This window comes from Novosphingobium sp. JCM 18896 (genome assembly GCF_025938095.1).
Classification (GTDB): Bacteria; Pseudomonadota; Alphaproteobacteria; order Sphingomonadales; family Sphingomonadaceae; genus Novosphingobium.
On record NZ_JAPCZF010000003.1, the window covers coordinates 687,444 to 711,357 of the forward strand.

General features: G+C 66.7%; 14 protein-coding genes. 5 read left to right on the plus strand and 9 right to left on the minus strand.

Annotation, left to right across the window (positions count from 1 at the left end; genetic code table 11):
• The first annotated feature begins 27 nt into the window (after nucleotides 1-27).
• Complete coding sequence (locus OLX23_RS13710) at nucleotides 28-732, plus strand: methyltransferase domain-containing protein (RefSeq protein ID WP_264445548.1); 705 nt, start codon at nucleotides 28-30, stop codon at nucleotides 730-732.
• Here OLX23_RS13710 and OLX23_RS13715 read toward each other — a convergent pair.
• Together OLX23_RS13715 and OLX23_RS13720 are read right to left on the minus strand one after the other, a co-directional pair.
• Nucleotides 720-932: a hypothetical protein gene (locus OLX23_RS13715; protein WP_264445549.1), complete on the minus strand. Its 213-nt coding sequence runs from the start codon at nucleotides 930-932 to the stop codon at nucleotides 720-722. The two genes, OLX23_RS13710 and OLX23_RS13715, sit on opposite strands and share 13 nt — an antisense overlap.
• 114 nt (nucleotides 933-1,046) lie before the next feature.
• Entirely contained in the window at nucleotides 1,047-2,087 is a 1,041-nt protein-coding gene (locus OLX23_RS13720) for an acyltransferase family protein (RefSeq protein ID WP_264445550.1), read from the minus strand.
• A gap of 454 nt (nucleotides 2,088-2,541) precedes the next feature.
• Between OLX23_RS13720 and OLX23_RS13725 the strand changes: the two genes are divergently transcribed.
• On the plus strand, nucleotides 2,542-3,606 hold the full coding sequence (locus OLX23_RS13725; RefSeq protein ID WP_264445551.1) for a helix-turn-helix transcriptional regulator: 1,065 nt from the start codon (nucleotides 2,542-2,544) through the stop codon (nucleotides 3,604-3,606).
• A 295-nt stretch (nucleotides 3,607-3,901) separates the two neighbouring features.
• Entirely contained in the window at nucleotides 3,902-13,690 is a 9,789-nt protein-coding gene (locus OLX23_RS13730; RefSeq protein WP_264445552.1) for a beta strand repeat-containing protein, read from the plus strand.
• Between the two features lie 19 nt (nucleotides 13,691-13,709).
• Here OLX23_RS13730 and OLX23_RS13735 read toward each other — a convergent pair whose 3' ends face one another.
• The 6 genes from OLX23_RS13735 to OLX23_RS13760 form a co-directional block, all read right to left on the minus strand.
• Nucleotides 13,710-15,110, minus strand: a complete 1,401-nt coding sequence (locus OLX23_RS13735; RefSeq protein WP_264445553.1) for an efflux transporter outer membrane subunit — start codon at nucleotides 15,108-15,110, stop codon at nucleotides 13,710-13,712.
• Nucleotides 15,103-16,008 (minus strand): efflux RND transporter periplasmic adaptor subunit, encoded by a 906-nt coding sequence (locus OLX23_RS13740; RefSeq protein ID WP_264445554.1) that lies wholly within the window; start codon nucleotides 16,006-16,008, stop codon nucleotides 15,103-15,105. Before OLX23_RS13740 ends, OLX23_RS13735 begins: the two co-directional genes overlap by 8 nt.
• Nucleotides 16,005-16,220 carry a DUF1656 domain-containing protein gene (locus OLX23_RS13745; protein ID WP_264445555.1) on the minus strand — a complete coding sequence of 72 codons (216 nt, stop codon included), beginning with the start codon at nucleotides 16,218-16,220 and terminating at the stop codon, nucleotides 16,005-16,007. Before OLX23_RS13745 ends, OLX23_RS13740 begins: the two co-directional genes overlap by 4 nt.
• Nucleotides 16,217-18,205: an FUSC family protein gene (locus OLX23_RS13750; RefSeq protein WP_413629860.1), complete on the minus strand. Its 1,989-nt coding sequence runs from the start codon at nucleotides 18,203-18,205 to the stop codon at nucleotides 16,217-16,219. Before OLX23_RS13750 ends, OLX23_RS13745 begins: the two co-directional genes overlap by 4 nt.
• A 63-nt stretch (nucleotides 18,206-18,268) precedes the next feature.
• A complete protein-coding gene (locus tag OLX23_RS13755; protein WP_264445557.1) occupies nucleotides 18,269-18,697 on the minus strand; it encodes a MarR family winged helix-turn-helix transcriptional regulator in 429 nt (142 codons plus the stop codon).
• 161 nt (nucleotides 18,698-18,858) lie between these two features.
• Complete coding sequence (locus tag OLX23_RS13760; RefSeq protein WP_264445558.1) at nucleotides 18,859-19,062, minus strand: hypothetical protein; 204 nt, start codon at nucleotides 19,060-19,062, stop codon at nucleotides 18,859-18,861.
• A 300-nt stretch (nucleotides 19,063-19,362) separates the two neighbouring features.
• Here OLX23_RS13760 and OLX23_RS13765 point away from each other — a divergent pair, with 300 nt between their 5' ends.
• The gene (locus OLX23_RS13765) at nucleotides 19,363-22,458 is read left to right on the plus strand and encodes an EAL domain-containing protein (RefSeq protein WP_264445559.1); all 3,096 of its coding nucleotides are present in this window, start codon (nucleotides 19,363-19,365) and stop codon (nucleotides 22,456-22,458) included.
• Nucleotides 22,459-22,470: 12 nt separating this feature from the next.
• On the opposite strand, the gene OLX23_RS13770 is transcribed toward OLX23_RS13765, so the two are convergent.
• On the minus strand, nucleotides 22,471-23,448 hold the full coding sequence (locus OLX23_RS13770; RefSeq protein WP_264445560.1) for a LysR family transcriptional regulator: 978 nt from the start codon (nucleotides 23,446-23,448) through the stop codon (nucleotides 22,471-22,473).
• Nucleotides 23,449-23,735: 287 nt separating this feature from the next.
• Here OLX23_RS13770 and OLX23_RS13775 point away from each other — a divergent pair, with 287 nt between their 5' ends.
• Nucleotides 23,736-23,882 (plus strand): hypothetical protein, encoded by a 147-nt coding sequence (locus tag OLX23_RS13775; RefSeq protein WP_264445561.1) that lies wholly within the window; start codon nucleotides 23,736-23,738, stop codon nucleotides 23,880-23,882.
• The last annotated feature ends 32 nt before the right edge of the window (nucleotides 23,883-23,914 follow it).

Here is a 23,914-nt window from a genome sequence, read left to right on the forward strand (position 1 = left end):
GCGGCGGTGGATCGGCTATAAGGCAGCATGGCCGATCTCTCGATCCGCAGCCGGCAGGAAGAGCAGATGGACGCGCCGGACCTCGATCCGGCGGTCTATGCCCGCGTGCTTCACGATCTCGCGCGGGTGAACCGCTGGACCTTCACCGCCTGGCCCGCCTTGGCCTTCCTTGCGCGCGCGGCCGGCGAGCAGAGGCGCTTTCGCCTGCTCGACGTTGGCTTCGGCGATGGCGACGTGCTGCGCGCGATCCATCGCTGGGCGGAAAGGCGCGAGATCGCGGTCGATCTCGTCGGCGTCGATCTCAACGCGAACAGCCTGGCCGCGGCACGCGCGGCGACGCCGTCGGACATGGCGATCGACTATCGCGTGGGCGACTATCGCGACCAGGCCGGCCCGTTCGATTTCATCATCTCGAGCCAGGTCTCTCATCACATGACCGACGGGCAACTCCAGGCTTTCATCCGCCACATGGAAGATCAGGCGCGTCAGGGTTGGCTGATCTGCGACCTTCATCGCCACGGCTTCGCCTATTGGGGCTATCCGCTGCTCGCACGGCTGCTGCGCGTCCATCGCATCGTGCGCGAGGATGGCCGCCTATCGATCGCGCGGTCGTTCCGGCCGGATGAGTGGCGAGCAATCCTCGATGAGGCGGGCGTGGCGTCCGAGGCTGTGCGAATCCGCCGCCGCTTCGCCTTCCGGCTAGCGGTCGAGCGGCTGTGTCAGGCGCGGTAGGCGGTGCGTGCCGGTTGACGCTGTTTGATCAGCCCCATGACGAAGGAGCCGCCGAAGACCCCGCTCAGTGCATAGGGTAGGTCCGCGATCGCGACGAGGCCGGCGAGCCAGGCGATCAGGCCGATCCCACCGAGGATCGCGACGAGCGTGACGGCGCATTGCAGCGCGGTGAGCGCACGGTGCGCGAACGGCGGTGACATGGCTCCTGCTCCCTTGCGATTCCAAGGAAGCGAGAATGCCAGAATCGGGCTGCTTGGCAAAGGGGCGGGCGGCCACCGTCCCAAACTGCGACGGTGTCGGGGGCGCGCGTTGCCTCAGGCGGTTGCGGGCTTCGGTTCGGCGGTTTGCCAACGGGGAAGGTCGAACATCCAGCCAAAGCCGCATCGCTGCATCGCCTCGCCGAGGATGAGCGATGCAGGGACGATCAGCAGCGTCGCGGTGAGTGGATAGAGCATGCAGGCCAGCCAACTGTCGAGCAGTGCCGGGTCGGCATTGTAACGCACGGCATGACTGAGCAGCGCCTGCAGCGGGAAGTGCAGCAGGTAGATGTGGAGCGTGCGCTGGCCGAGCCAGCGTGCCGGCTGGGCCAAGCCCCGGCAATGCTTGGCGATCACACCCGCCAGTTGCAGCGAGAAGGCAGCCGCCATGAGATCGACGGGCAGGAGATAGCGGTCGATCGCGGCGCTCAGGGTGCCGGCGCCAAGAAAGAAGATACCGCTCACGACCAGAAGGCGCGGGGTCGCCGCCGCGGAATAGGCCAGCAGATTGTCGCGCAGGCGAACGCCGACGATGAAAAATACCAGGCATCGGGCAAGCTTGTGCACGTTCGCGCCCGTCGATTGCTCGATGAAGGAGCCGCCGATCGAAATCAGAGCGCAGATCAGCAGCAGCCAGCGCAGGTCATGTCTGCGCGTCACCGTGGCGATGCAATAGAACCCTGCCAGTGCCAGCAGGTACCAGGCCGGCGATGCGACCAGCAATACGCGCGCCATGCGATCTGCGAGGCTGAGGGAAATAGTCTCGCTGTCGGGATGGAGGGGGATCAGGAATACGAATATCGTCCCCCACAGAAAATACAGATAGGCCGGCTTTATCAGGTATTTTCGGATGGTATCGGAATCCCGGTTCATAATGGATTGCGATGAAAGCATTCCTGATACGAGAAATAGCATGGGAAGGCGGATCGGCCGGAGGAACATGTTTATTGCGTGCCACGCAGCAATGGCATCGTCATCGCGCGACCAGCCGGACGCGCTGATATGATCTTCCATGTGCAGGAGAACAACGAGGATGATGCAGATGCATTTGGCCACATCGGCCCAAATGATCGCCTCCCCGCGCAAACTATTCTGCATGATGCCTCCTCGCTAGGTATATCCCGAGGAGGCAGTTAACTCCGCATTACTTTTGTGGTCAGTTGTGCACGCAGGTCGTGCCGAACCTGCTCCAGAGTGGAGCTATCGTGCCTTACCCGACCGCGCTGTGGCCGCAACATCGGTCCGGGATTACAAAGGCTTATAGATGAACGGGGCGCAACTTGTGCCTGTGGCAATTGCGCTCGTGCTGCACGCCCGGCCTCGTTGCCATCGCGATCGGCGCCTTCGCCGATCCGCTTTTTCCGGCACCGCACTACTCTGTCTACGAAGAGCGAAAGCATGCTCGGGTGACCGTGGCCGGCGAGGGGATCGATCACTACGGCGGATCGCCTCAGATGGCCTTCGCCTGTGCCATTTCGGGTGCGAATACAAAGATGTACACAGCAATGCGCTTGTAGCATAGTCGGCGGTGTTACGGCCATTGGGGGATGGCATGCACGCTGACACGATTGCCGACATCTACGAAGCCGGGGCCTTTCCCGATCGCTGGCTCACGGTACTCGAAAACATCGCCAAGATCGTCGGCGCGCAGGGCGGCAACTTCATTCTCAACAATGGTACGGGTATTTCCGTCATTTCTTCGCCGTCGGTGTTCGAGGTCTCGCGGGACTTCGATCGCGAGGGCTGGAACCGCGACAACAGTCGCGTGCGCCGGCTGCTCGCCCGCGCCGACTATCCCGGGTTCCTGACCGACAGCGATACGCATTCGGCCGAGGAAATGCGGCAGATGCCGATGTACACCGAGTTCCTGATACCGCGGGGCGCCGATGCCGGCGCGGCGACGATCGTCCAGGGGGCTCAGGACGACGTCGTCGCGATCGCCTTCGAGGCTTTCGGCAGCCACGCCGCTTCGCGTGCCGCGGTGCCGCTGCTCGATTCCTATCGTCCGCATCTCGCGAGGGCTGCTGCGCTGAGCAGCCAGGTCGCGCAAGCGCGTGCGACCACGCTGTCCGAGGTGTTCTCGGCGCTCGGTGCCTCGGTCGCGGTGCTCGACGCGCAAGGGCGCGTGCTCTCCGCCACGCCGCTCTTCGCCGACGCCTTCGACGATCTGTTGCAGGATTCGAAGCACCGGCTGCGCATCGTCGAGCCGCGTAGCGACGAGCGCCTTGCCCTCGCGCTGGCGGAAATGCGAACGGTCCGTCAGGGCGTATCGATCCCGGTACGCGGACAGGGCGGTGAGGGGCGGGCGATCCTGCATCTGGTCCCCGCGTTGCGCGACGCGCGCGATCTGTTCAGCAACATTTGGACCATCGCCGTGCTGGCGAAGCCCGGGAACCGTCTGCTGCCCACCAGCGACATCATCGCCGCACTGTTCGATCTCACCCCGACCGAGGCCCGTGTGGCGCGATCGATCGCGCACGGCACGCGGCCCAAGGAGGTCGCGCGCGCGGCCAACGTCTCGGTCGAAACCGTGCGCAGCCAGCTCAAGCGGATATTCCAGAAGACGCAGACCGAGCATCAGTCGGCGCTGGCGATCCTTTTGAAGGACTTGTCCTGACCCGGGACGCCATGCTGGTTTCGGTCCCTAATTTCGCGCTGCAACCCAAATGGGTGATGACCGGAAATCCCGCCATATCTAGTGGTTAGCGACGGGTTCGCCACAAAATGCAGCGGAATAGCGCAGTCGCCGTCGATCGGCAGCTCCAAGCCGGGTCTGGACCACCCGGCTTGTGAGCCGGCCGACCCGCGCCGGTCGCCATCCCTGCCGAAAACAATCTCACAGCAGGCCGCACGGGCAAGGTGCGGACAAAGCAAGGGCAAATCGCGCGGCGCGCGACAAGGGGGAATTGCGCATGATCGACGGCACTCCGGGCGACGATATCCTGAACGGCACTTCGGGCAACGACGTCATCAACGGGCTCGCGGGCAAAGACACGATCAACGGCGGCGGTGGCCAGGACCAGATCGACGGTGGCGCCGGCAACGACACTATCGTGCTCGACACGGCGGGGGTCGCAGGCAGTTCGTTCAACGGCGGCGCAGACATGGATACGCTAGAGCTGCACAATATTGCGGGAGTGACGCCAGTTGGCACCACGCTGTTTCCCGCTGGTATCGCTACGACCAGCTACAACCTGATCGGCAGCGTCACGCTGACCTCGATCGAGCGCGTGGATTTCGCCTCGCAGGCGAGTACGGGGCTCAACCTGCTGCTCGGCTATGGCGGGCAGACGCTGTTCAACAACCAGGCAGTGCCCTTCCCCAACCAGGTCGGTGGCGGGCTGTCGGCAACCGCCGAGCTCGTCGGCGGGGCAGGCACCGACGTGCTCCAGCTCGTCGCTTCTGGCGTCGCCAGCGGGGTGCCCATCGCCGGTGGCAACGGCGCGGTGTCGACGGGCAGCTACGCCTTCACGGCGCCGAGCTTCACCTACACCAACTGGTCGACGACCGACCGCGCCTATCGCGCCAGCGACAGGGTGGTGATCTCGGTGGCCGGCACCCCAAGCTCGGTGACGCTCAACGGCTCTGCGCATGTCGGTGTCCAAGTGCTCGCTTCGGGCAGCGGCAACGATACCGTCAACGGCTCGGACGACATGGACTTTATCGGCGGCGGCGGTGGTGTCGACCAGCTATATGGCAATGGCGGCGACGACACGCTGGCAGCGACGAATGTGATCCCCAACGACGCCAACGGCGTCGCAGGCAGCGAGACCGGGCTGACCTTCGCAGGCAGCCTGTTCGATGGCGGCGCCGGAACGGACTTCCTGGCGATAGGCGGCAACGTCAACTTCCAAGGCACGCTGGTGTCGATCGAAGGCCTCTACCTGCAGCCGGCCTTCACCAGCACCCTGGCCAACAACGTCTCGCAATTGCCGACGGTGCTGACGGTCGGCGGCGGCACCATGGCGGGGCTGCCGACCAATCTCATCCTCGACGGGCAGGGACAGATCGTGGTCGATCTTGCTCCCGGGGAGGGCTTCGACGGTGCCGGCTACGTCTTCGAAGCGGGATCGGACGTCAGCTTCACTATCAACGGCAGCGCCAGCGGCGAACAGATCCGGGGCACGGCGCGCAACGACACCCTTCTGGGTGGTGGTGGATCCGATACCCTGATCGGCGGGGCCGGAAACGACACGATCGACGGCGGTGCGGGTGGAGGGGATCGCGATGCGGCCGTGTTCTTCCTGCCGGCCGGACCCAACGGCACTCTGCAATTCGCGGAAGGGCAGAACGGCAAGATTCTGGTCAATCTGGTGAGTGGCGGTACGGTCGATGCCAACGGCATCACCACCGGCGGCACGGTCGTCGAGGAATTGTTCGAAGTCACGCCGAACGGCCTTGGCGCGGCAACGGTCATCGGGCGCAACTCGGCGGCCTATCTCGGTACCGATACCGTGACCAACATCGATAATCTGGTGTTCCAGATTCAAGACCAGAAGGCGGTGGTTCTTTTCGCCACCCCCCTTGCCGTGCCGACCGGGCCGAATTCCGTAGTCGTAGGCTCATTCATTGGCGAGACGATCAATCTCGCAAACTACACCGGACAGGGGATCAAGGTCGCCGCTGGCAATTTCGGCAACGACACGCTGATCGGCACGGGCGAAGACAACGGCCTTTACGGCGGCGCCGGTGACGACATTCTCCAGGGCAACGGCGGCAACGACACGCTCAACGGCGGCGGCGGCAAGGACCAGCTCGACGGCGGGCCGGGCGAAGACACGCTGATCATCGACAATCCGGTGGTCGCGGGCAGCGTCTTCAACGGCGGCGACGGCTACGACACGCTTGAGCTGCACGCCGGGGCGATGGCGCCCGCGCCCAGCGGTGGCCCGACAATCCAACTGCCCTCTGGCGCGATCTCGAATGTCGAGCGGATCGCTTTCGCCTCGCAGACCGGCGAGGCCTTGCGCGCGGTCGTCCTCGCGCAGCAACTCGGCAGCGTGACCAACGTCGCCGGTGGCGCTGGCTCCGATAGCTTGATCGTCGTCGCGCCCCAGGGTGGTGGCACCTTCTCGCTGAAGCCGCTGGTCCTCGAGAGCTGGAGCGCGGACGATTCCGTTGTCGTGGTCACGGGCGGCGACAATCTCGACTATACGCTCAACGTCGGAGATCACCCGGGCACCTACTACGTCATCGGCGGCGGCGGGAACGACCATCTCAACGGTGGTGATGGCAAGGATATTCTCAACGGCAACGTCGGCAACGACACGATCTTCGCGGGCGACGGCAACGACACGCTGAACGGTGGGGACGGCGACGACTACCTGGTCGGCGGTGCGGGTGACGATGCGATTGATGGCGGGACCGGCTCGGACATTGCGTCCTTCATCATTCCCGGCAGTGTCGCGGGCACCCTGAGCCTCGTCGCCGGCGGTCCCGGCGAGTTCTTCATCAAGCTCACGCCGCCCGGCGGAACGGCCCAGGACATTTTCCGCATTACCAGCACGGGCAATGGGGCCACGGTCCAAGGGCTCGGCGCCGCGGAAGAAGGCTTCGGCACCGATACGATCACCAATGTCGAGCAACTGCATTTCCTGATCGACCAGGGTGGCGGCCAGATACCGCCCGACAAGATCGTCGTGCTCAATCTCGCGCCGTTCGTCCCCGCGGTGGTAAACAACGTCGCGTATGTCAGCGGCTCGATCGGCAACGACACGATCAACCTGGCCGCGCTCTATCCGGGGGCGGGGACGAGCGTGGAGCTCAACGCCAACGGCGACACCGGCGACGACGTCATCACCGGCCACGAAGGCCGGAACAACCTGTCGGGTGATGCCGGCAACGACACGCTGAACGGTGCGGGCGGAGACGACTATATCCGCGGCGGGGCCGGCAACGACACGATCGACGGCGGCACAGGCACCGACGTCGCAGCCTTCGTCATGCCCAAGGGGCTCGCGGGCACTCTGAGCCTGGTTCAGGACACGCCGAGCCAGTTCACGGTGAAGTTGACCAATGGTGGAAGCAACGAGGATGTGTTCCGCATCACGGTGAACGGGCTCGGCGCGGCGACGGTGCAGGGCCTCAATTCCCAGGCCAGCTTCGGCACCGACACGCTGGCCAATATCGAGCAGATCCACGTCTACATCGAACACTACCCGGACCCGCTGCCGAACGACAAGATCGTCACGCTGGCGATCGGCCAGGGCGTTGTCGGCGGTAACGATCCCTTCGTGCAGGGCTCGATCCTCGACGACAACGTCAACCTCGGCGCATATCCGAACCTTCACCTGGCCCGCGGCAATTCGGGCAATGACACCATTTTCGGCACCCCCGATGCCGACCAACTGTTCGGTGATCTCGGCAACGATTACCTGAGCGGCGGCGGCGGCAACGATACGATCGACGGCGGGCCGGGTTCGGACATCGCCTCCTTCGTCATCCCCCGCGATACGACAGGCAGCTTGAGCCTCGTTCAGGACGCCACGCCGGGCCTGTTCTTCGTGCGCCTGATCCAGGCGAACGGCAGCTTCGAGGATCTGTTCCGCGTCACCGTGACCGGGACCGGCGCGGCGACGGTGCAGGGGCTCGGCAGCATGGCCGGGCTCGGCACGGACACCGTGACGAGCATCGAGCAGCTCCATTTCCTCGTCGAGCACTATCCGCAAGACGTACCGCCCGAGCAGTTCCTCGGCCTCAACCTCGCGCCTTTTGTGCCGGCCGTGGCCGATGGCCGCGCAACCGTCAGCGGCTCGATCACCAACGATGTGATCGACCTTGGCACGCTCTATCCCGGCGCGTCGACGAGTGTGGAACTCAACGCCAACGGCAACACCGGCGATGACACCATCACGGGCAATGCCGGGCGCAATTTCCTGTGGGGCGATGCGGGTAACGACACGCTCAACGGCGGCGATGGCGACGACTACCTGACTGGCGGCGAAGGCAACGACGTGATCAACGGCGGCAGTGGGAGCGCAGACGTCGCCGCCTTCGTCATCCCGCGCGGCACCACGGGAAGTCTGTCCCTGGTCGCGATCGCGCCGGGCGAGTTCCGCGCGCGGCTGACGCAGACCGACGCAAGCTACGAAGACCTTTTCAGCATCACCGTGGGCGGCAATGGCGCGGCCCAGGTGACGGGCCTCAACCGCATGGCGAGCCTCGGCACCGATACGGTCAACGCGGTCGAGCAACTGCATTTCCTCGTCGAGCACTACCCCGCCGAAATCCCCGCAAATCAGATCCTCGTACTCGATCTGGCCCCGCGGGTGGGGGCCGTGGCGAACAACAGCGCCAATGTCAGCGGGTCGCTGGCCAACGATACGATCGACCTGGCCGCGCTTTATCCGGGTGTCGACGCCTCGGTGAACATCAGCGCCAACGGCGGCGAGGGCAATGACACGATCACCGGCAATGCCGGTGCCAACTTCCTCTCGGGTGAGGCTGGCAACGACGTGCTCAACGGCGGCGGCGGGTCGGATACCCTGGTCGGCGGCGCAGGCAACGACACGCTCGACGGCGGGGCCGGCGGCAACGACCGTGACCGGGCGCTGTTCGTCCTGCCTTCGAACACCGATGGCGCTCTGCAGTTTGCCGAAGGACAGAACGGCAAGGTGCTGGTCAACCGCGTGACCGGCGGGACGATCGATGCCAATGGCCTGGTCACCGGCGGCACCTTTGCCGAGACGCTGTTCGAGATTACCCCAGGCGGCTCCGGCGCCGCGGTCGTGACCGCGCTCGGTTCGGCCGCCTTCCTGGGCACCGATACCGTCACCAATATCGACGACCTGAGCTTCCAGATCCCGAACAGGCAGACGATCGCGGTCCAGCTCACGCCGCTGACGGTGACGACCGGCACGCCCCTCGTGCTCGGAACCATCCTCAACGACACGATCGACTTGGCCGCCTATCCGACGATTAACGTCCTGGCGGGCAGTTTCGGCAACGACACGCTGTTCGGTCGCGACGATGCCAACACGCTGAGCGGCGGCGCGGGCAACGATACCCTGATCGGTAATGGCGGTGACGATCAGCTCTTCGGCGGCGACGGTGCCGACATCCTGATCGGCGGCGGCGGCAACGATACGATCGACGGCGGGGCGAACGGCGGCGATCGCGATCGCGCGCTGTTCGTGATGCCGGACACGACCGAGGGCGCCTTCCAGTTCGCCGAAGGCACCGACGGCAAGATCCTAGTCAATCGCATCGTCGGCGGCACGTTCAGCAACGGTACGGTGACCGGTGGCACTTTTGCCGAAACCGTGTTCGAGATCACCCCGACCGGCGTCGGCGCGGCGACCGTCACCGGGCTCGGTTCGGCGGCCTTCCTTGGCACCGACACGATCACCAATGTCGAGGATTTGGTGTTCCAGATCCTCGGCCGCCAGAACGAGAGCATCGCGATGTTCGCGACTCCCTACGCCGTGCCCGGCTCGAACCAGCCGGTGGTCGGCTCGTTCCTGGGAGATACGATCAACCTGGCCGACTATTCGGGCTATGCGGTGGCCGCGGGCAATTTCGGCAATGACACCCTGATCGGCACCGATGCCGTCAATACGCTCTACGGCGGCGCGGGCAACGACACGCTGATCGGCAATGGCGGTAACGATTCTCTGTTCGGCGGCGATGGCAACGACATCCTGAACGGCGGTGCCGGCGACGACAGCATCGACGGCGGGGCCGGCACCTCCGACCAGGCGCAGTTCGTGCTGCCGGCCGACACGCCGGGCACGCTGACACTCGTCCAGGGTGCGGACGGCAAGGTGCTCGTCAACCGCCTGGTCGGCGGGACTTTCGCCGAGACGGTGTTCGAGGTCACTCCGACCGATGCCGGATCGGCTTCGGCCACGGTCAAAGGCCTCGGTTCGGCGGCCTTCCTCGGCACCGACACGGTCACCAGCATCGACAGTCTCTCGTTCCAGATCTCGGGTCAGTCGCCCAGCCTGGTGTTCTTGACGCGCGGGATCATAACCCCGTCGAACCCTGCGGTGGCGGGGACGATCTTCGACGACGTGATCGATCTTGCCGACTATGCCGGGGTCAACAACGCCACGGGTAACTTCGGCAACGACACGCTGATCGGTACCTCCGCCGAAAACACCCTATACGGCGGCACGGGCAACGATGTGCTGCTGGGCAAGGGCGGCAACGACACGCTCTACGGTGGTGACGGCAACGACACCCTGAACGGCAACGACGGAGCGAACCGCCTGTTCGGCGAGGCCGGCAACGACACGCTGATCGTCGATGCGCCGGTCCTGGCGAACAGCGAGTTCAACGGCGGCGACGGCACCGACACGATCGAACTGCACAACTTGGACAACGTGCCGACCGGCTATTACCTCTCGGTCGGCGTGCCGACCTCGAACCTCGAGCTGCGTTCGGCGACCCTGACCTCGATCGAGCGGCTCGACTTCCGCTCGACCACGGGCACGGCGATCAGCGCGCAGCTGTTCTTCGGTGGCAGCCTGGTGGTCAACGGCAATTCGGTCCCGTTCCCCAACCAGATCGGTGCAGGCCTGTCGGCGACGGCGGAACTGGTCGGCGGTGCGGGCCGCGACGGGCTGGTGCTGATCGCCCAGACCGAGGCGGGTAAGGACTACACCTTCACCGCGCCCAGCTTCACCTATACTAACTGGTCGACCGCGACGCGTGCCTATCTCGAAAGCGACCGCGTCTTCGTGATCGCGGCCGGCAGCGGCAATGTCACGCTCAACGCTTCGGCGCATGACGGCGTGCAGCACCTGAGCACCGGCGCGGGCAACGACACGATCAACGGCACCGACGGCATGGAATACATCGCCGCGGGCGGCGGCGGCACCGATCAGCTCTATGGCAAGGGCGGCAACGATACCCTGGCGATCGCCAATGTCGTGATGAACGATGCCAATGGCGTATCGAGCGGAACCGAAACGACGTTGACCGGCGCCGGTACGCTGTTCGACGGCGGTGATGGCACCGACTTCCTGTCGGTCGGCGGCAACGTCAACTTCCAGGGCACCTTGGTCTCGATCGAGGGTATCCACCTCAGCGCGGCCTTCACCACGAACCAGCCCAATGCCGGTTCGCAACTGCCCAGCGTGCTGACGATCAGCGGTGCGACCATGGCCGGCCTGCCCAGCAATCTGCTACTCGACGGTACGGGCCGCATCGTCGTCAATCTCGCGACGGGCGGCAACTTCAACGGTGCCGGCTATGTCTTCGAGAACGGATCGAACGTCGCCTTCACCGTCAACGGCGGTTCTGGCGACAATACGATCGTCGGCACCTCCGGCAACGACACGCTCAACGGCGGCGACGGGCGCGACCGGTTGACGCCGGGCGCGGGCACCAACGTGGTCGACGGCGGCGACAGCGTCGACACGGTGGTATTCGCGGGCAACAGCTCGACCTTCAGCGTCATGGCCAACGGCGGCACCTTGCAGATCGGCACGACCACGGTCAGCAACGTCGAGCTCTACGAGTTCAGCGACGGCACCTTCTTCTGGGATGGTGCGGCTTTCGTATCGGCGAAGAACGAAGGTCTCGTGGCCGACGGCTACATCGCCGGCGCGACGGTCTACATCGACGCTAACAAGAACAACCAGCTCGACGCGAACGAGCCTTTCACCACCACCGACAGCAAGGGCGACTTCGTCCTCAACAGCCACGTCCAGGGTCCGCTGCGCGCCTTCGGCGGCACCAACCTCGATACCAACAAGCCGAATACGGTCCAGTTCTCGGCGCCCGAAGGGGCGACCGTGGTCAATCCGCTGACATCGGTGATCCAGACGCTCATCGAGACCACCGCCAACAGCGGTACGCCCGAGACGGCGAGCACCGCTACCCAGAAGACGCTCCAGGCTTTCGGCCTCGACCCCAGCATCAACCCGCTCAGTCTCGATCTTATCGATGCCGCCGGTGGTGCCGGCGCGGCGGGTCAGGCTGCGCTGAACGCTCAGAAGGTGGCGGCTGCGATCGCCGAGGTGCTCGGTTCGGTCGCCGGCGTCGGTGGCGACACGGCCGGTGCCGCGGCGGCCCTGGCGACGGCCGCCAAGGACGCGGCGACCAACAACACCCCCGTCAGCCTGACCGACAGCAGTGTGCTTACCACGGTGCTGGCCGCCGGCCTGCCGTCAGTCTCGACCCAGGAGATCGCCCAACTCGTCACCGAGACGAAGACCGTGACCCAGGCGATCGACGCGGCGACCAGCGTCGCAGCCGTGTCGACCGCGCAGAGCAACAATAATCCGGTCCTCGTCGGCGAGACCTTCAGCATTGCCGCGAACGCGCATTGGACGGGGACCGCGACCTCGCTCCTCGCCAACGATTCCGATCCTGACAACGATGCGCTGACGCTCTCATTCGTGACCAAGGCCAGCAACGGCACGGTCGCGCTCAACAACGGGCAGATCGTGTTCACGCCGACGTCCGGTTTCTCCGGCGCCGCGGGCTTCGACTATGCGGTGTCGGATGGCAAGGGAGGCAACGCCCTGGCGCACGTCACGATCAACGTCGCTGCGCCGCCCACACCGACTCCCACGCCCACGCCGAGCGCGAACAAGGCACCGGTCTTCGCCAATCCGACGATCTTCGCCGCTGCCATCGCGGGCAAGCCGGTGTCGATCGGACTATCGGCAACCGATCCGAACGGCGACGTGGTGAGCTATAGTGCGACGATCGGCGGCAAGGGCGCCGTCTCGATCTCGGGCAGCACGCTGACCTACACGCCCGACGCTGCGGCATCGGGCACGGACAGCATCACGATCACCGCGTCGGACGGCAAGGGCGGTACCGCCGTCCAGACGGTCAGCGTCGCGGTCAGTGCCGCCAGCGTCACGCCACCGGTTCCGGGGGCGCCGCAGACCGGGTTCTATCTGCCCAGCGGCGGCCATACGGTGCTGGTCTCGGGCAATGTCCAGGTGTTCGGTGGCCAGGGTCAGGAAGCCGTCGTGCTCTCGGCCGGGGTCACCGGGGTGACGCTCGATCAGAACGTCGACCGGGTCTATCTGAGCGGCCCGGCCAGCGCCTATCAGTTCCAGCAGACCGGCAACCAAATCAACGTCTTCAGCGGCGGTGAGCTGGTGTTCAAGACCGCGGTGCAGGGCGATGCCGACGGTACCCAGATCGTCTTCGCCAATGGCACGGCCTCGGTGCTCGTGAGCAACGGTGCGATGAGCGTCGGCGGGGTGGCCGTGCCGACGACGGCCGCGGGTTCGCTAGTGCCGGCCCTGACGGCAGCCGAGCCTGCACCCACGGGCGACAGCGCGGCCCAGGTCTTCCTCGCGCAGAACGGCGAGGTCACCGCGGCGACCAGCGGCACCAAGGTCTACGGCACGGGCGGCGGCGAGACTCTCGTCATCCTGCCCGGCGCCACGGGCATCGTCGGCGACCAGGGCGTCGATGCGGTGCGCCTGTCGGAGGCGATCGGCGCCTACAAGTTCCAGCAGACGGGTAACTTGATCAACGTTTACAACGCGCAGGGCGACGTTCGCCTGCTGAGCCTGCCGGTCCAGGGCGATGCCGATGGCACGCAGTTCTCGTTCGCCGGGCAGAGCTTTGGCGTGACGATCAAGAACGGCGTAATCCAGGTGGGAACTCAGGCGATCGGTTCGACGACGCCGGGCGCGGTCGCGTCGTCCAGCGCGGCGCTGTCGCTAGAACTCGATCTGGCGGGCGCGGCGATCGATCATGGCGCCTCGGCCTTCGTCAGCTTCGGCTGACTAAGGCGGGGCTTGGGGCTTACTCCCAGCCGCCGCCGAGGCTGAGGAAGACCGCGACCTGATCGTCGACGAGCTGCGCTCGCGCCGTCGCGCTGGCCAGTTCGGCGCCGGCGTAGCTACGCTGCGCGTCGAGCAGCGCGAGGAAGTCGCCGCGGCCGAAGCGGAACAGCTTGCCGGCTTGCTGGGCCGAGCGCGCGGCGCTGGCACTGGCGCGCGCGAGGGCTTCGGCGCGCTGGGCGTCGCGGCGATAAGTCTCGAGCGCGGTCTCGGTCTGGCGCAGGGCCTCGATCACGCTGCCGTCGAAGCCCGCGAGGTCGGCCTGGACCTGGGCGTCGGCCTGGGCGATCCGCGCCTTGACCACGGGGCGGTTGGGGAACGACCAGCTCAGCAGCGGCCCGAGGCTGAACCCGAACGAGGTGCCGCCACCGAGATCGCTGAGCGGGCCGGATAGGCCGACCGAGCCGCCGATCGAGACCTGCGGATAGAGCTCGGCCATGGCCACGCCGACGCGCGCAGTATCGCCGGCGAGGCGGCGTTCTGCCTGGCGGATGTCGGGCCGCCGCCGGATCAGCGCGGCGCCGTCGCCGGTGGGCAGCGGGTGGCGCAGCGCGGGCAGACTGGCGCAGTTGGCGACGGCCGCGGGGTAGTCGGCCGGCGCGCGGCCCAGCAAGGTCGCGAGCAGGTAGAGCGCCGACTGGCGCTGTCCCTCGATCCCCGGCAGGGCGGCGGCGCTGGTCTCGGCCGCGGTCTCGGCGCGGCTGACGTCGAAGGCCGTGCCGCGCCCGCCGCGCGCGAGGCGCCGCGTCGCCAACGCTGTGTCGCGCTGCAGCGCGACGACCTTGCGGTTGACGCCGAGCAGATAGTTCGCTGCGCAGACCTGGGCATAGGCGCGCGCCGTGGCCGCGGCGACGCCGACGCGTACGAAGTCGCGCGCCGCGACGCTGGTCTCGACGTCGGCGCGGCTGGCCTCGATCGCGCGGCCGATGCGGCCGTTGAGATCGAGCGGATAGGCCGCGACCAGGCCGAAGTCGTAGCCCAGCGTGCCCGGCAGGCTTCGCCCCGTTCCCGAAGGCCGCGCGAGGCTGGCGCCGCCATCGATCGTGGTCGACACGGTCCGCCCGGCTTCGGCCTCGCGCAACACGGCCTCGGCCCGCGCGAGGTTGGCCTGGGCGACGCGCAGGTCGGTGTTGGCGGCGAGCGCCTGCTCGACCAGTCCGTCGAGCGCGGGATCGTCGTAGAGCCGCCACCAGCGATCGGGCAGCGGCGCGGTCGGATCGAAAGCCGGCCCTGCCGCCGAAGCGAAAGCCCCGGTCGCAGTCGGGGCGGTCGCCATCGATTGCGCTGGCGGCGCATAGTCGGGCCCGGCCGTGGCGCAGGCCGACAGCGCAAGCGCAAGCACCGGGGCCAGCACCTTACGCATGACGGCAGGTCCCCGCGGCCTTGTCGTCCCAGCGCGCCGGCTCGACCGTGACCGTCGCGGTGCGGCCGGCGATCAGCCGCGTGTCGGCGGGGACGTGGTCGAGTTTCACGCGCACGGGAATGCGCTGCGCCAGCCGCACCCAGGAGAAGGTCGGGTCGACCGTGGGCAGGAGGTTGCCGCTGTCGCTGCGCGTCGGGTCGTTGATGCCGTAGGCGATCGAATCGACATGGCCCGAGAGGTCGCTGGCCTCACCCATCAGCCGCACCTGGACGCGCGCGCCCTGGCAGATCATCGGCAGCTTGGTCTCCTCGAAATAGCCTTCGATGCGCAGTGAATCGCGATCGATCAGCGCCATCGCCTGCTGCCCCGCAGCGACGAAATCGCCGGGATGGAGATCGAGGTTGGTAACCACGCCGTTGACCGAGGCGTGGACCCGCGTGCGCTTGAGGTTTAGCGCGGCCGCGTCGCGCAGGCTCAAGGCCTGGGCCAGCGCCGCCTGGGCCGTGGCTACCCCGGCGACATTCTGTTCGTGCGCCTCGGTCGCGACGAGATCGCCGAGCGCGAGATCGCGGTTGGCGGTGCGGCGCGCCTGGCCCAGGGTCGCCTGGGCGCTTGCGACCTGCGCGTTCGCCTGCTGGAGCGCCAGCGCATAGCGCGGCGTGTCGATGACGAAGAGCAGGTCGCCCGCCTTGACCGGCTGGTTGTCGTGTACCGCGACTGAGGTGATCAGCCCGCCGATATCGGGCGTCACCCGCACCACATCGGCGCGCACGCGGCCATCGCGCGTCCACGGGCTGCGCTCGTAGTGGTTCCACATCCACACCGCGACGACCAGGGCGGCGATCACGATGACGATGGTGGCGGCGCTGCGGGTCAAGGTGGCGGTCAGCTTGTTCATAGGTGGTATCCCAGGAGCGGAACGATCCAGGCGAGCAGGCCGAGCGTCAGCACGAACAGGCTGAGATCGACGAGCGCGCGGTAGGCGACGAAGCGATAGAGGCCGAACATGCCGATCAGGCGCGTCAGCAGGAACGACAGCGCCATGGCGGCGAGCGCGAGCACGAGCAGTGTCGGCACGAAGACGCCGCCGAGCGAGACTTCCCCGGTCATGCCACTGCCCTCCGGTAGCCAGGGGCTTCGGGGAACAGGTTGCGGCGCAGGCTGACGAGGCCGAGCGTCGCGTCGCGGCGCACGGCTGGCGCGGGGTTGGTGGTGAAGGCGCCGATCGCCGCGTCGATATCCGCGAGCAGCGTCGGGCCGGCCGGCACGGGCGCGTCGGGATCTAGCCCGCGATAGTAGTCGCCGACGCCGGCGAGCACGCCGTTCAGCGGCGCGCCCTGGTCGGCCGGCAGGTCGAAGCGGAGCTGGCGCAGCTCGCCGATCGCGACGCCGGTGCGCAGGTCGCGCAAGGCGTCATAGAGCGGCTGGCCGGTCTCCTGGCCGACCGCGGCGAGCCGCGGCGCGAGCAGGCCGATGCGGTCGAGCATGCGGTTGATCCAGCCGCGCAGGTCGGGCGGGGCCATCAGGTTGGCGCGCGCGGCGATGTCGGCCCAGCCGGAGCGGACGGTCCTGCGGATCGCACCCCTTGCCCCGGCCGACTGCAGCAGCCCGACCATGACGATCGAGAACCAGATGCCGATGAGCTGCGCCAGCGAGCCGTTTGCGAAGCCCACGAACTCGTTGACGTAGCGCTCGGACAGCAGCGCCGGGCTGCCCATGCCCATCATCGCGGGCAAGGCGATGCCACCATAGCGCGGCGAGGCCATCAGCGCGCCGCCTGCGAGCAGGACTGGCGCGAAAGCCGCGGCGAGCATCGGGAAACCGTCGAGCCTCGGCAGGATCGCGAAGCCGTAGACGGCGCCGATCAGCGAGGCGATCAGCGTGCCCAGCATGAACATCTTGAGCGGTGCCACCGGGTTGTCGGCGGCGGAGAACAGCGCGAGGAACACGCCTGCGAGCATCACCGCCGTGCTGCCATCGGCCCAGCCGCTCCCGATCCACAGCGCGCAGCCGGCAAGCACGGTGACGAAGGCGCCGAAGGCTGCGCGCGCCGCGCCGGCATAGTCGCGGTGAAGCTCGCGGTTGCGCCGTCCTTCGAGCAGTTCGGCGACTCTCGGCGTCACCGGCTGGCGGCTGTGGCTGATCATCTGGTCGCGCAGGTCGCGGCAGTCGCGATGGACTGCAATCAAGGTCGCGAGCCGCGCGAGGAAGCTCAGCCGCAGCATGCCGCGCCAGTCGGTGCGCGGGTCGGCGGCGGGTTCGAGCGCCGTGCAGCGGTCGATCAGCGCCGCGGCGGTCGCGGCGCGCTCGGCGCGGTCCTCGGGGATCGCCGCGAGCCAGCGGCGCGCATCGATCACGAGCGCTGCCACCTGCCGGCGCACGCGCCCGCCCTCCTGCCGGAAGGTCTCGAGCCGGTCCTGCGTCGCCGCGCCCAGTGGCAGCAGCAGGGAGAGCTGGTCCTGCATCGCGCGGACCGTGCGCACGCGCGGCGCCTGGCGCGAGATGTCGAAGGGCAGGTGGATCGAGAGCTGGTGCAGCTCGGTGACGTCCTGTGCCAGGCGGCGGCGCTCGGCCGCCAGTTCGGGCACGGGCTCCATGGCGATGGCGTCGCGCGACCAGCGTTCGGCATCGGCCAGGATGCCGTCGATCCGCGCCAACAGCAGCCCGGTGATCGAGCCGGGGAAGATCACGCCGTGGACCAGCGCGCTGCACAGGATGCCGATCGAAATCTCCTGCACGCGCAGCGAGGCGACGGTGAAGATCTCGCCCGGTGCCTCGACGCTGGGCAGGCCGATGATGCAGGCGCTGTAGCCCGCGAGCACGAACATGTAGGAGCGCGGCGTGCGGTCGAGCAGCGAGACGAAGACGCAGAGCCCCAGCCAGCTCGCGATGGCCAGGGCCAGCAGCTCGGGCGCGTTGACCAGGGTCGGAACCATGACCACCGCCGCGACCGCCCCGACGAAAGTGCCAACGAGGCGGAATACGGCTTTGGAGATGACCGCGCCGGCCAGCGGCTGCGCGACGATGAAGGCCGTCAAGAAGGCCCAATAGGGACGTTCGAGCCCGATGCTGAAGGCGACGTAGAGCGCGAGCATCGCCGCGGCGAAGCACTTGAGCGCGAAGATCGCCGCCGGCAGGCCGAAGCGCTCAGCCACGGGTCATGACCGCTGATCGGCTATCCGCGCGGACAGCCGGTCGACCACGCGGAGCAAGGTCTCGATCTCGTCGTCGGGAATGTCCTCGAACAGCTCGACGCGCAGCGCGGCGAGGCGCGTCTCGATCTTGGCGAGGAGCTCGGCACCCTTGCCGGTGATCGAGAGGCGGTTCGAGCGCTTGTCCTCGGTATCGCGCAGCCGCTCGACCAGCCCGACTTGCGCGAGCTGGTCGAGCACGCGGACGGTGGAGGGCTGGCTGATGCCGATCTCCTGCGCGAGGTCGGTCTGGCGGGCGTCGGGGCCGAGCCGGTCGAGGTAGATCAGGCACCAGGCCATCGAGTTGGACACGCGGAATTCTGCCAGGGTGGCATCGGCCAGCTGGCGCCAGCCACGCGTCACGATCGGCAGCTTCTGCGCCACTTCCTTCTTCATGCGGGAGCGAGTCATTTAAGTTAGATAGCTAACTAATTAAATTTCGCAAGACGCATGTGCAAGAGAGCCGGGCCGGCAGTCCGGCTCGGATTCGATCTTCGTCAGGTTGGTTTTTGCCTCAGGCTAGAGCGCGGGCTGGGCATCCTCCGGCACCGCGCCGCTTACCAAGCGCGGGGGATGGAACCGATCTTCTTGGCGGTTTCCGCCTCGATTTCGTTGAGCTGGGCCTGGGTGAGGACGCCCGACGTCATCAACAGGCGCATCAGTTCGTCGGTAAGCGCAGCAAGGAAATGGAGTTCCGCGCGCTCGGCATTGCGTTCGGAGGCATCTGTATCGTCGGGCTGTTGACCTGGCGGCGCGGACATCTTGCACTCCTGTGATGGAAACCGCGAAGCTATTCCAATCCGAGTGGCTTTAGCCAGAGTTCAATTCACTCGTTATCGGATCTTTCCTTCGGGCGGGCACACAATATGCGGCGATCGCGGTTCCATGGTGGTGGCTATCATCGCGACCGATCGCCCCACGCGACGGGAATTCCTGAATCCCAAGAAAATGTCGCGGCGATTCCACCTCGGGCTGCGCAGGCGGGTAGCGATAGGAGCCATTAACCCAATTCGCGTATCGACGTTAGTAGTACGAACGCGGGGTTCCGGGAGAATAGGGCGGTGGATCTAGGCACGGGGGGTGAAAATACCTTCTGGCACGGAAGCGAGGAGGTCGCTGGCGTCGCCGCGGTCGGCCGTGCTGCCGGCATGCCGCCGCTGGGCACGGCACCGTTCCTGTCCTTCGCGTTGGCCTCGGCGGGCGTCGGTACCTGGCAACTCGATACGGCCAGCGGCCTGTTGTCGATGGATGCGACCGCTAGCAGCCTGCTCGGCTTCGACCCGGTACCCTATTCGGGCAACACTGCCTTCGACTGGGTGGTCGAGGAGGATCGCGAGCATATCTGGCAAAGCGCAAGCCAGGCGATGGCCCAGGGTGTTCCGCATGAGGTCGAATTCCGCGTGCGGATGCCCGACGGGTCGCTGCGCTGGCTCTACAGCCTGTCGCGCCACGCCGTCGGCGAAGGGCAGGAAGGCCGCTATCTCGGCGGCATCGTCTACGACATCAGCCAGCGCAAGCGTGACCAGACCGCGCTGCGCGAACGCGAGAGGCACCAGCGCGCGATCGTCGCGAGCCTGCCCGGGGTCGCCTATCGCTGTTCGCTCGAACCCCCTTGGCCGATGGCCTTCATCGGCGGCGCGGTCGAGCAATTGACCGGCTACTCCGCCGAAGCCTTCCTTGATGGCGGGCGCGACTGGATGACCGTGGTCCATCCCGAGGACGTTGCGGACCTCACCAAGGCCGTGGCGGTAGCGATCGATGACCAGCTTCCGTTCGAGCTCAAGTACCGCATCGTCCGCGGCGACGGCGAGGTCCGCTGGGTCCACGAGCGCGGGCGTGCAGTCTATTCGCCCGAGGGCGCGCCACTCTATCTCGACGGCTTCATCCGCGACGTGCACGAGCAGGCGCTTGCCGAGACCAAGCTCCGTGATACCGAGGAACGCTACCGCCTGGTCAGCGAAGCGGCGATGGAGGTCATCTGGGATCTCGATCTCGCGACACAGGAAATGACCTTCAACGAGGCGATCACTGCGGTCCTGCGGCATCGCCCCGAGGACGTGCGACACACCGCGCAGTGGTGGCGCGACCAGGTCCATCCCGAGGACTACGAACGCGTTTCCAAGGCCATGGGCGATCTCGTGACCGGCGGCGACGGCCGTTATGTCGGCGAGCATCGCTTCCGCCGCGGCGACGGCACCTATGCGGACATCTACACGCGCTGTCAGGTCATGCGCGATTCCGCGGGGCGGCCCATCCGCCTGGTGGGATCGCTGATGGATCTCAGCGAGCTCAAGCTGTCCGATGCGGCGCTGCGCGAAAGCGAAGCGATCAGCCGCAGCATCGTCGATGCCAGCATCGACTGCGTTATGCTGCTCGCGCTCGACGGCACGCTCCAGTTCATGAACCGGTCAGGCGTCAGCGGCATGGAAGTGTCCGACGTTTCGGTGCTCTACGACCGGCCGTGGGAAGCGCTGTGGCCGACGCAGAGCCGCTCGGTCGTGCGCAAGGCGCTGGCCAAGGCGCGCGGCGGCGGCGTCGGCCGCTTCACCGCAGCGGGTAGCACGGCTTCGGGCAAGACGCGCTGGGGCGAGGTCGTGATCTCGCCCGTGCTCGGTAAGGACGGCGTGCCGGTCAAGCTCGTGGCGATCTCGCGCGACATCACCGATCGGCGCGAGGCCGAGGACCGCCTGCGCTGGAGCGCCACGCGCGATCCGCTAACGCAATTGCCCAACCGCTCGCTGTTCCAGCGGACGCTCAACGAGGCCGTCGGGCAGGCACGCGAAAGCGCGGGCCGGATCGGCCTGCTGGTGCTCGATCTCGATCACTTCAAGCAGGTCAACGACACGCTCGGTCACGATGCCGGCGATGCGCTGCTGCAGACCGTGGCCACGCGGCTCGAGGCGTTCTGCGCGAATGTGCCGGGCGAAACTGCGCTCGCGGCGCGTTTGGGCGGTGACGAGTTCGCGGTGATCTTCGACGACATTGCCGATGTCGGCGAACTCGACGCACGCGCGACCGCGCTGCTCGACGAACTGCGCGAGCCGGTGACCCACGCCGGCCGCGTGCTCGATTGCCAGGCGACGATCGGTGCCGCGCTGTTCCCCGACCACGGCGAGCAGCCGGAGGACCTGCTCAAGAGCGCCGACATCGCGCTCTACGCTGCCAAGTCGGCCCGGCGTGGCCGCGCGATGACATTCCAGCCCGAGCATCGCGCTGAACTGCAGGAGCGCCTGTCGATGGTCGGCCTCGCACGCAATGCGCTGCGGGAAGATCGGATCATGCCGTTCTACCAGCCCAAGGTTCGGCTCGACGATCTTTCGGTATACGGTTTCGAAGCCCTGCTGCGCTGGCGCCACGACAGCCGCGGCATCCAGTTGCCCGGTACGATCAGCGCGGCCTTCGAGGATCTCGAACTTGCCGCGGCGATCAGCGACAGCATCGTCGATCGGGTCATCCTCGACATGCGCGACTGGCTCGATCGCGGGGTTTCCTTCGGGCACGTCGCGGTCAATGCGGCCGCAGCGGAATTCCGCAGCGATGGCTTCGCGGAGAGCGTGCTCGAACGCCTCGAACGCGCGGGCGTACCGGCACACCACTTCCATCTCGAAGTCACCGAAACCGTGTTCCTCGGCCGCGGATCGGACTTCGTGCAGCGCGCGCTGAAGATGCTCAGCGATGCGGGTGTCAGCATCGCGCTCGACGATTTCGGCACGGGCTATGCTTCGTTGCGCCATCTCAAGCAGTTCCCGGTCGACGTGATCAAGATCGACCGCAGTTTCGTGCAGAACATGGAGACCGACGCCGACGACGCGGCGATCATCGAGGCCGTGCTCAACCTTGCCAAAAGCCTGAAGATCGAGGTCGTGGCCGAAGGCATCGAGACCGCGTCGCAGGCCCTCGCGCTGCAGCGGCTGAATTGCCAGTTCGGCCAGGGCTTCCTGTTCTCGCAGGCGGTCGCGGCGAATCACGTTCCGGCGATGATTTCGGCCATGGCGCAATCGGAGATCGCCGCCGTGCTCGCGGCGGCCGGTGGTGCCAGGTGGATCGGCCCGATGCGGTCGCGCGCCTTCGTTGCCCCACGCGGCGAGCGGCCGTGGAACGATCTCATGCCGAAGCGGCTATCCGGTTCCAACGGCTCGCTTGGCCCGCTCGGCTAGACCGCGCGGCGATCAGTCCTTTGCGATCGGCTTGGCGAAAGGGATCGACAGGATCGAAAAGTCGAACACCCACTCGGCGGGCCAGGTGCCCGATGTGACGGCATCGTACCATTCCTCGATCACCACACGCTCGACCGCGTTGTAGATGGCGCGCGGCAAGCGCCAGTCGGGTCTGACGGCCCAGAGCACGGGCTGCGTCAGGCGCGGTTCGATCACGGGGATGCCGGCCAGGTCGCCGCGTACGGTTTCCTGGCGGAACGCGCGTTCGGGCAGGATCGTGAAGGCCGCGCCGTCGGCGACGAGCCGCTTGGTCAGTTCGATCGAATCCACTTCCATGACCGGCGCGATCTTGATGCCTGCGGCTTCCGCCGCGCGTTCGAGATTGATGCGCAGGCCCGAAGGGCCCGAGGGCAAAATCAGCGGAATGTCTTCGAGACGTCGCACCGTCACCGCACGCTCTGCGAGCAGGGGCGAGGTCGGCGCGCCGACGAGCATCAGCGGTTCGGCCAGCACCTGCGCGCGCGACACGCGCTGTTCGGGGATGACCGAGACCAGCACGGCCGTGTCGATCAGCCGTCGTGACAGGTCGAGGGCGAGTTTGCTCGAATCCTGCTCGACGATCCGCAAGGCGATGTTCGGCAGTTCGCTGCGCAACCGCGCGATCACGCGCTGGCCGAACAGTTCGGATATCGATGGCGGCATGCCGATCGTCAGCGAGGCCTTGATCTGCGTCGAATAGGATCGCGCGCTGCGCAAGGCGGTCTCGATTTCGCTCAGCGGCAGTTCGAGCGCATCCTTGAGAAACTGCCCGGTGTCGGTCAGCCGCAGACCGCGCGGCGAGCGCTCGAAGAGCTGCGCGCCGATGTCTGCCTCGAGCAACTGGATCTGCCGCGTCAGCGCGGGCTGGGCAATGCCGTAGGACTGCGCCGCACGACTGATCGAGCCTTCGGCGGCGGTGCCGAGGAAGTAGCGGAGACGGCGCAGGTTCACCCATGCATCATATCCATTCGGATATATCGGCTCCAGTCATATCGTTTCGGAGTTATGGCCAGATGGTCGCGAGGCTTCGGTTGCCGCGGTTCCACGTCGGGGCACCGTTTGACGCAGAACCGCGACCCTAGCAGGCTAAGCCCTTGTTGTTGAACGCGGTCTGGGCATCTCGTTGTGTGGGCTTCAGAAAACAAGCCACCAAATCCGCCGATCGGCGCGTTTGATCTGTTTGCCGGGAGCCTCTGCGCGGGTGGGCAGTTTCCTTCGCAAACGAAAGGACGATTCCCATGCTCAAGCTTCTCACCCTCGGCGCCCTGGGCTATGCTGCCTACCGCTATTTCGAGCAACGCAAGGCCGGTGTCGGCGAAGTCCGACTGGCGGGCGGCCCGCTGAGCAAGCATGCTGCGGTCCAGTCTTCTCCCGACCTGGCCTGATGCGGTTGCGCCCCGCCATCGTGCGGGGTGGG

What these genes read in the sequence shown, in the direction of transcription:
- OLX23_RS13745 (WP_264445555.1), bottom strand. Translation starts at nt 16,220, where the DNA reads ATGACCGGGGAAGTCTCGCTCGGCGGCGTCTTCGTGCCGACACTGCTC.
- OLX23_RS13730 (WP_264445552.1), top strand. Translation starts at nt 3,902, where the DNA reads ATGATCGACGGCACTCCGGGCGACGATATCCTGAACGGCACTTCGGGC.
- OLX23_RS13720 (WP_264445550.1), bottom strand. Translation starts at nt 2,087, where the DNA reads ATGCAGAATAGTTTGCGCGGGGAGGCGATCATTTGGGCCGATGTGGCC.
- OLX23_RS13715 (WP_264445549.1), bottom strand. Translation starts at nt 932, where the DNA reads ATGTCACCGCCGTTCGCGCACCGTGCGCTCACCGCGCTGCAATGCGCC.
- OLX23_RS13760 (WP_264445558.1), bottom strand. Translation starts at nt 19,062, where the DNA reads ATGTCCGCGCCGCCAGGTCAACAGCCCGACGATACAGATGCCTCCGAA.
- OLX23_RS13755 (WP_264445557.1), bottom strand. Translation starts at nt 18,697, where the DNA reads ATGAAGAAGGAAGTGGCGCAGAAGCTGCCGATCGTGACGCGTGGCTGG.
- OLX23_RS13775 (WP_264445561.1), top strand. Translation starts at nt 23,736, where the DNA reads ATGCTCAAGCTTCTCACCCTCGGCGCCCTGGGCTATGCTGCCTACCGC.
- OLX23_RS13725 (WP_264445551.1), top strand. Translation starts at nt 2,542, where the DNA reads ATGCACGCTGACACGATTGCCGACATCTACGAAGCCGGGGCCTTTCCC.
- OLX23_RS13735 (WP_264445553.1), bottom strand. Translation starts at nt 15,110, where the DNA reads ATGCGTAAGGTGCTGGCCCCGGTGCTTGCGCTTGCGCTGTCGGCCTGC.
- OLX23_RS13750 (WP_413629860.1), bottom strand. Translation starts at nt 18,205, where the DNA reads ATGCTCGCGCTCTACGTCGCCTTCAGCATCGGGCTCGAACGTCCCTAT.
- OLX23_RS13710 (WP_264445548.1), top strand. Translation starts at nt 28, where the DNA reads ATGGCCGATCTCTCGATCCGCAGCCGGCAGGAAGAGCAGATGGACGCG.
- OLX23_RS13740 (WP_264445554.1), bottom strand. Translation starts at nt 16,008, where the DNA reads ATGAACAAGCTGACCGCCACCTTGACCCGCAGCGCCGCCACCATCGTC.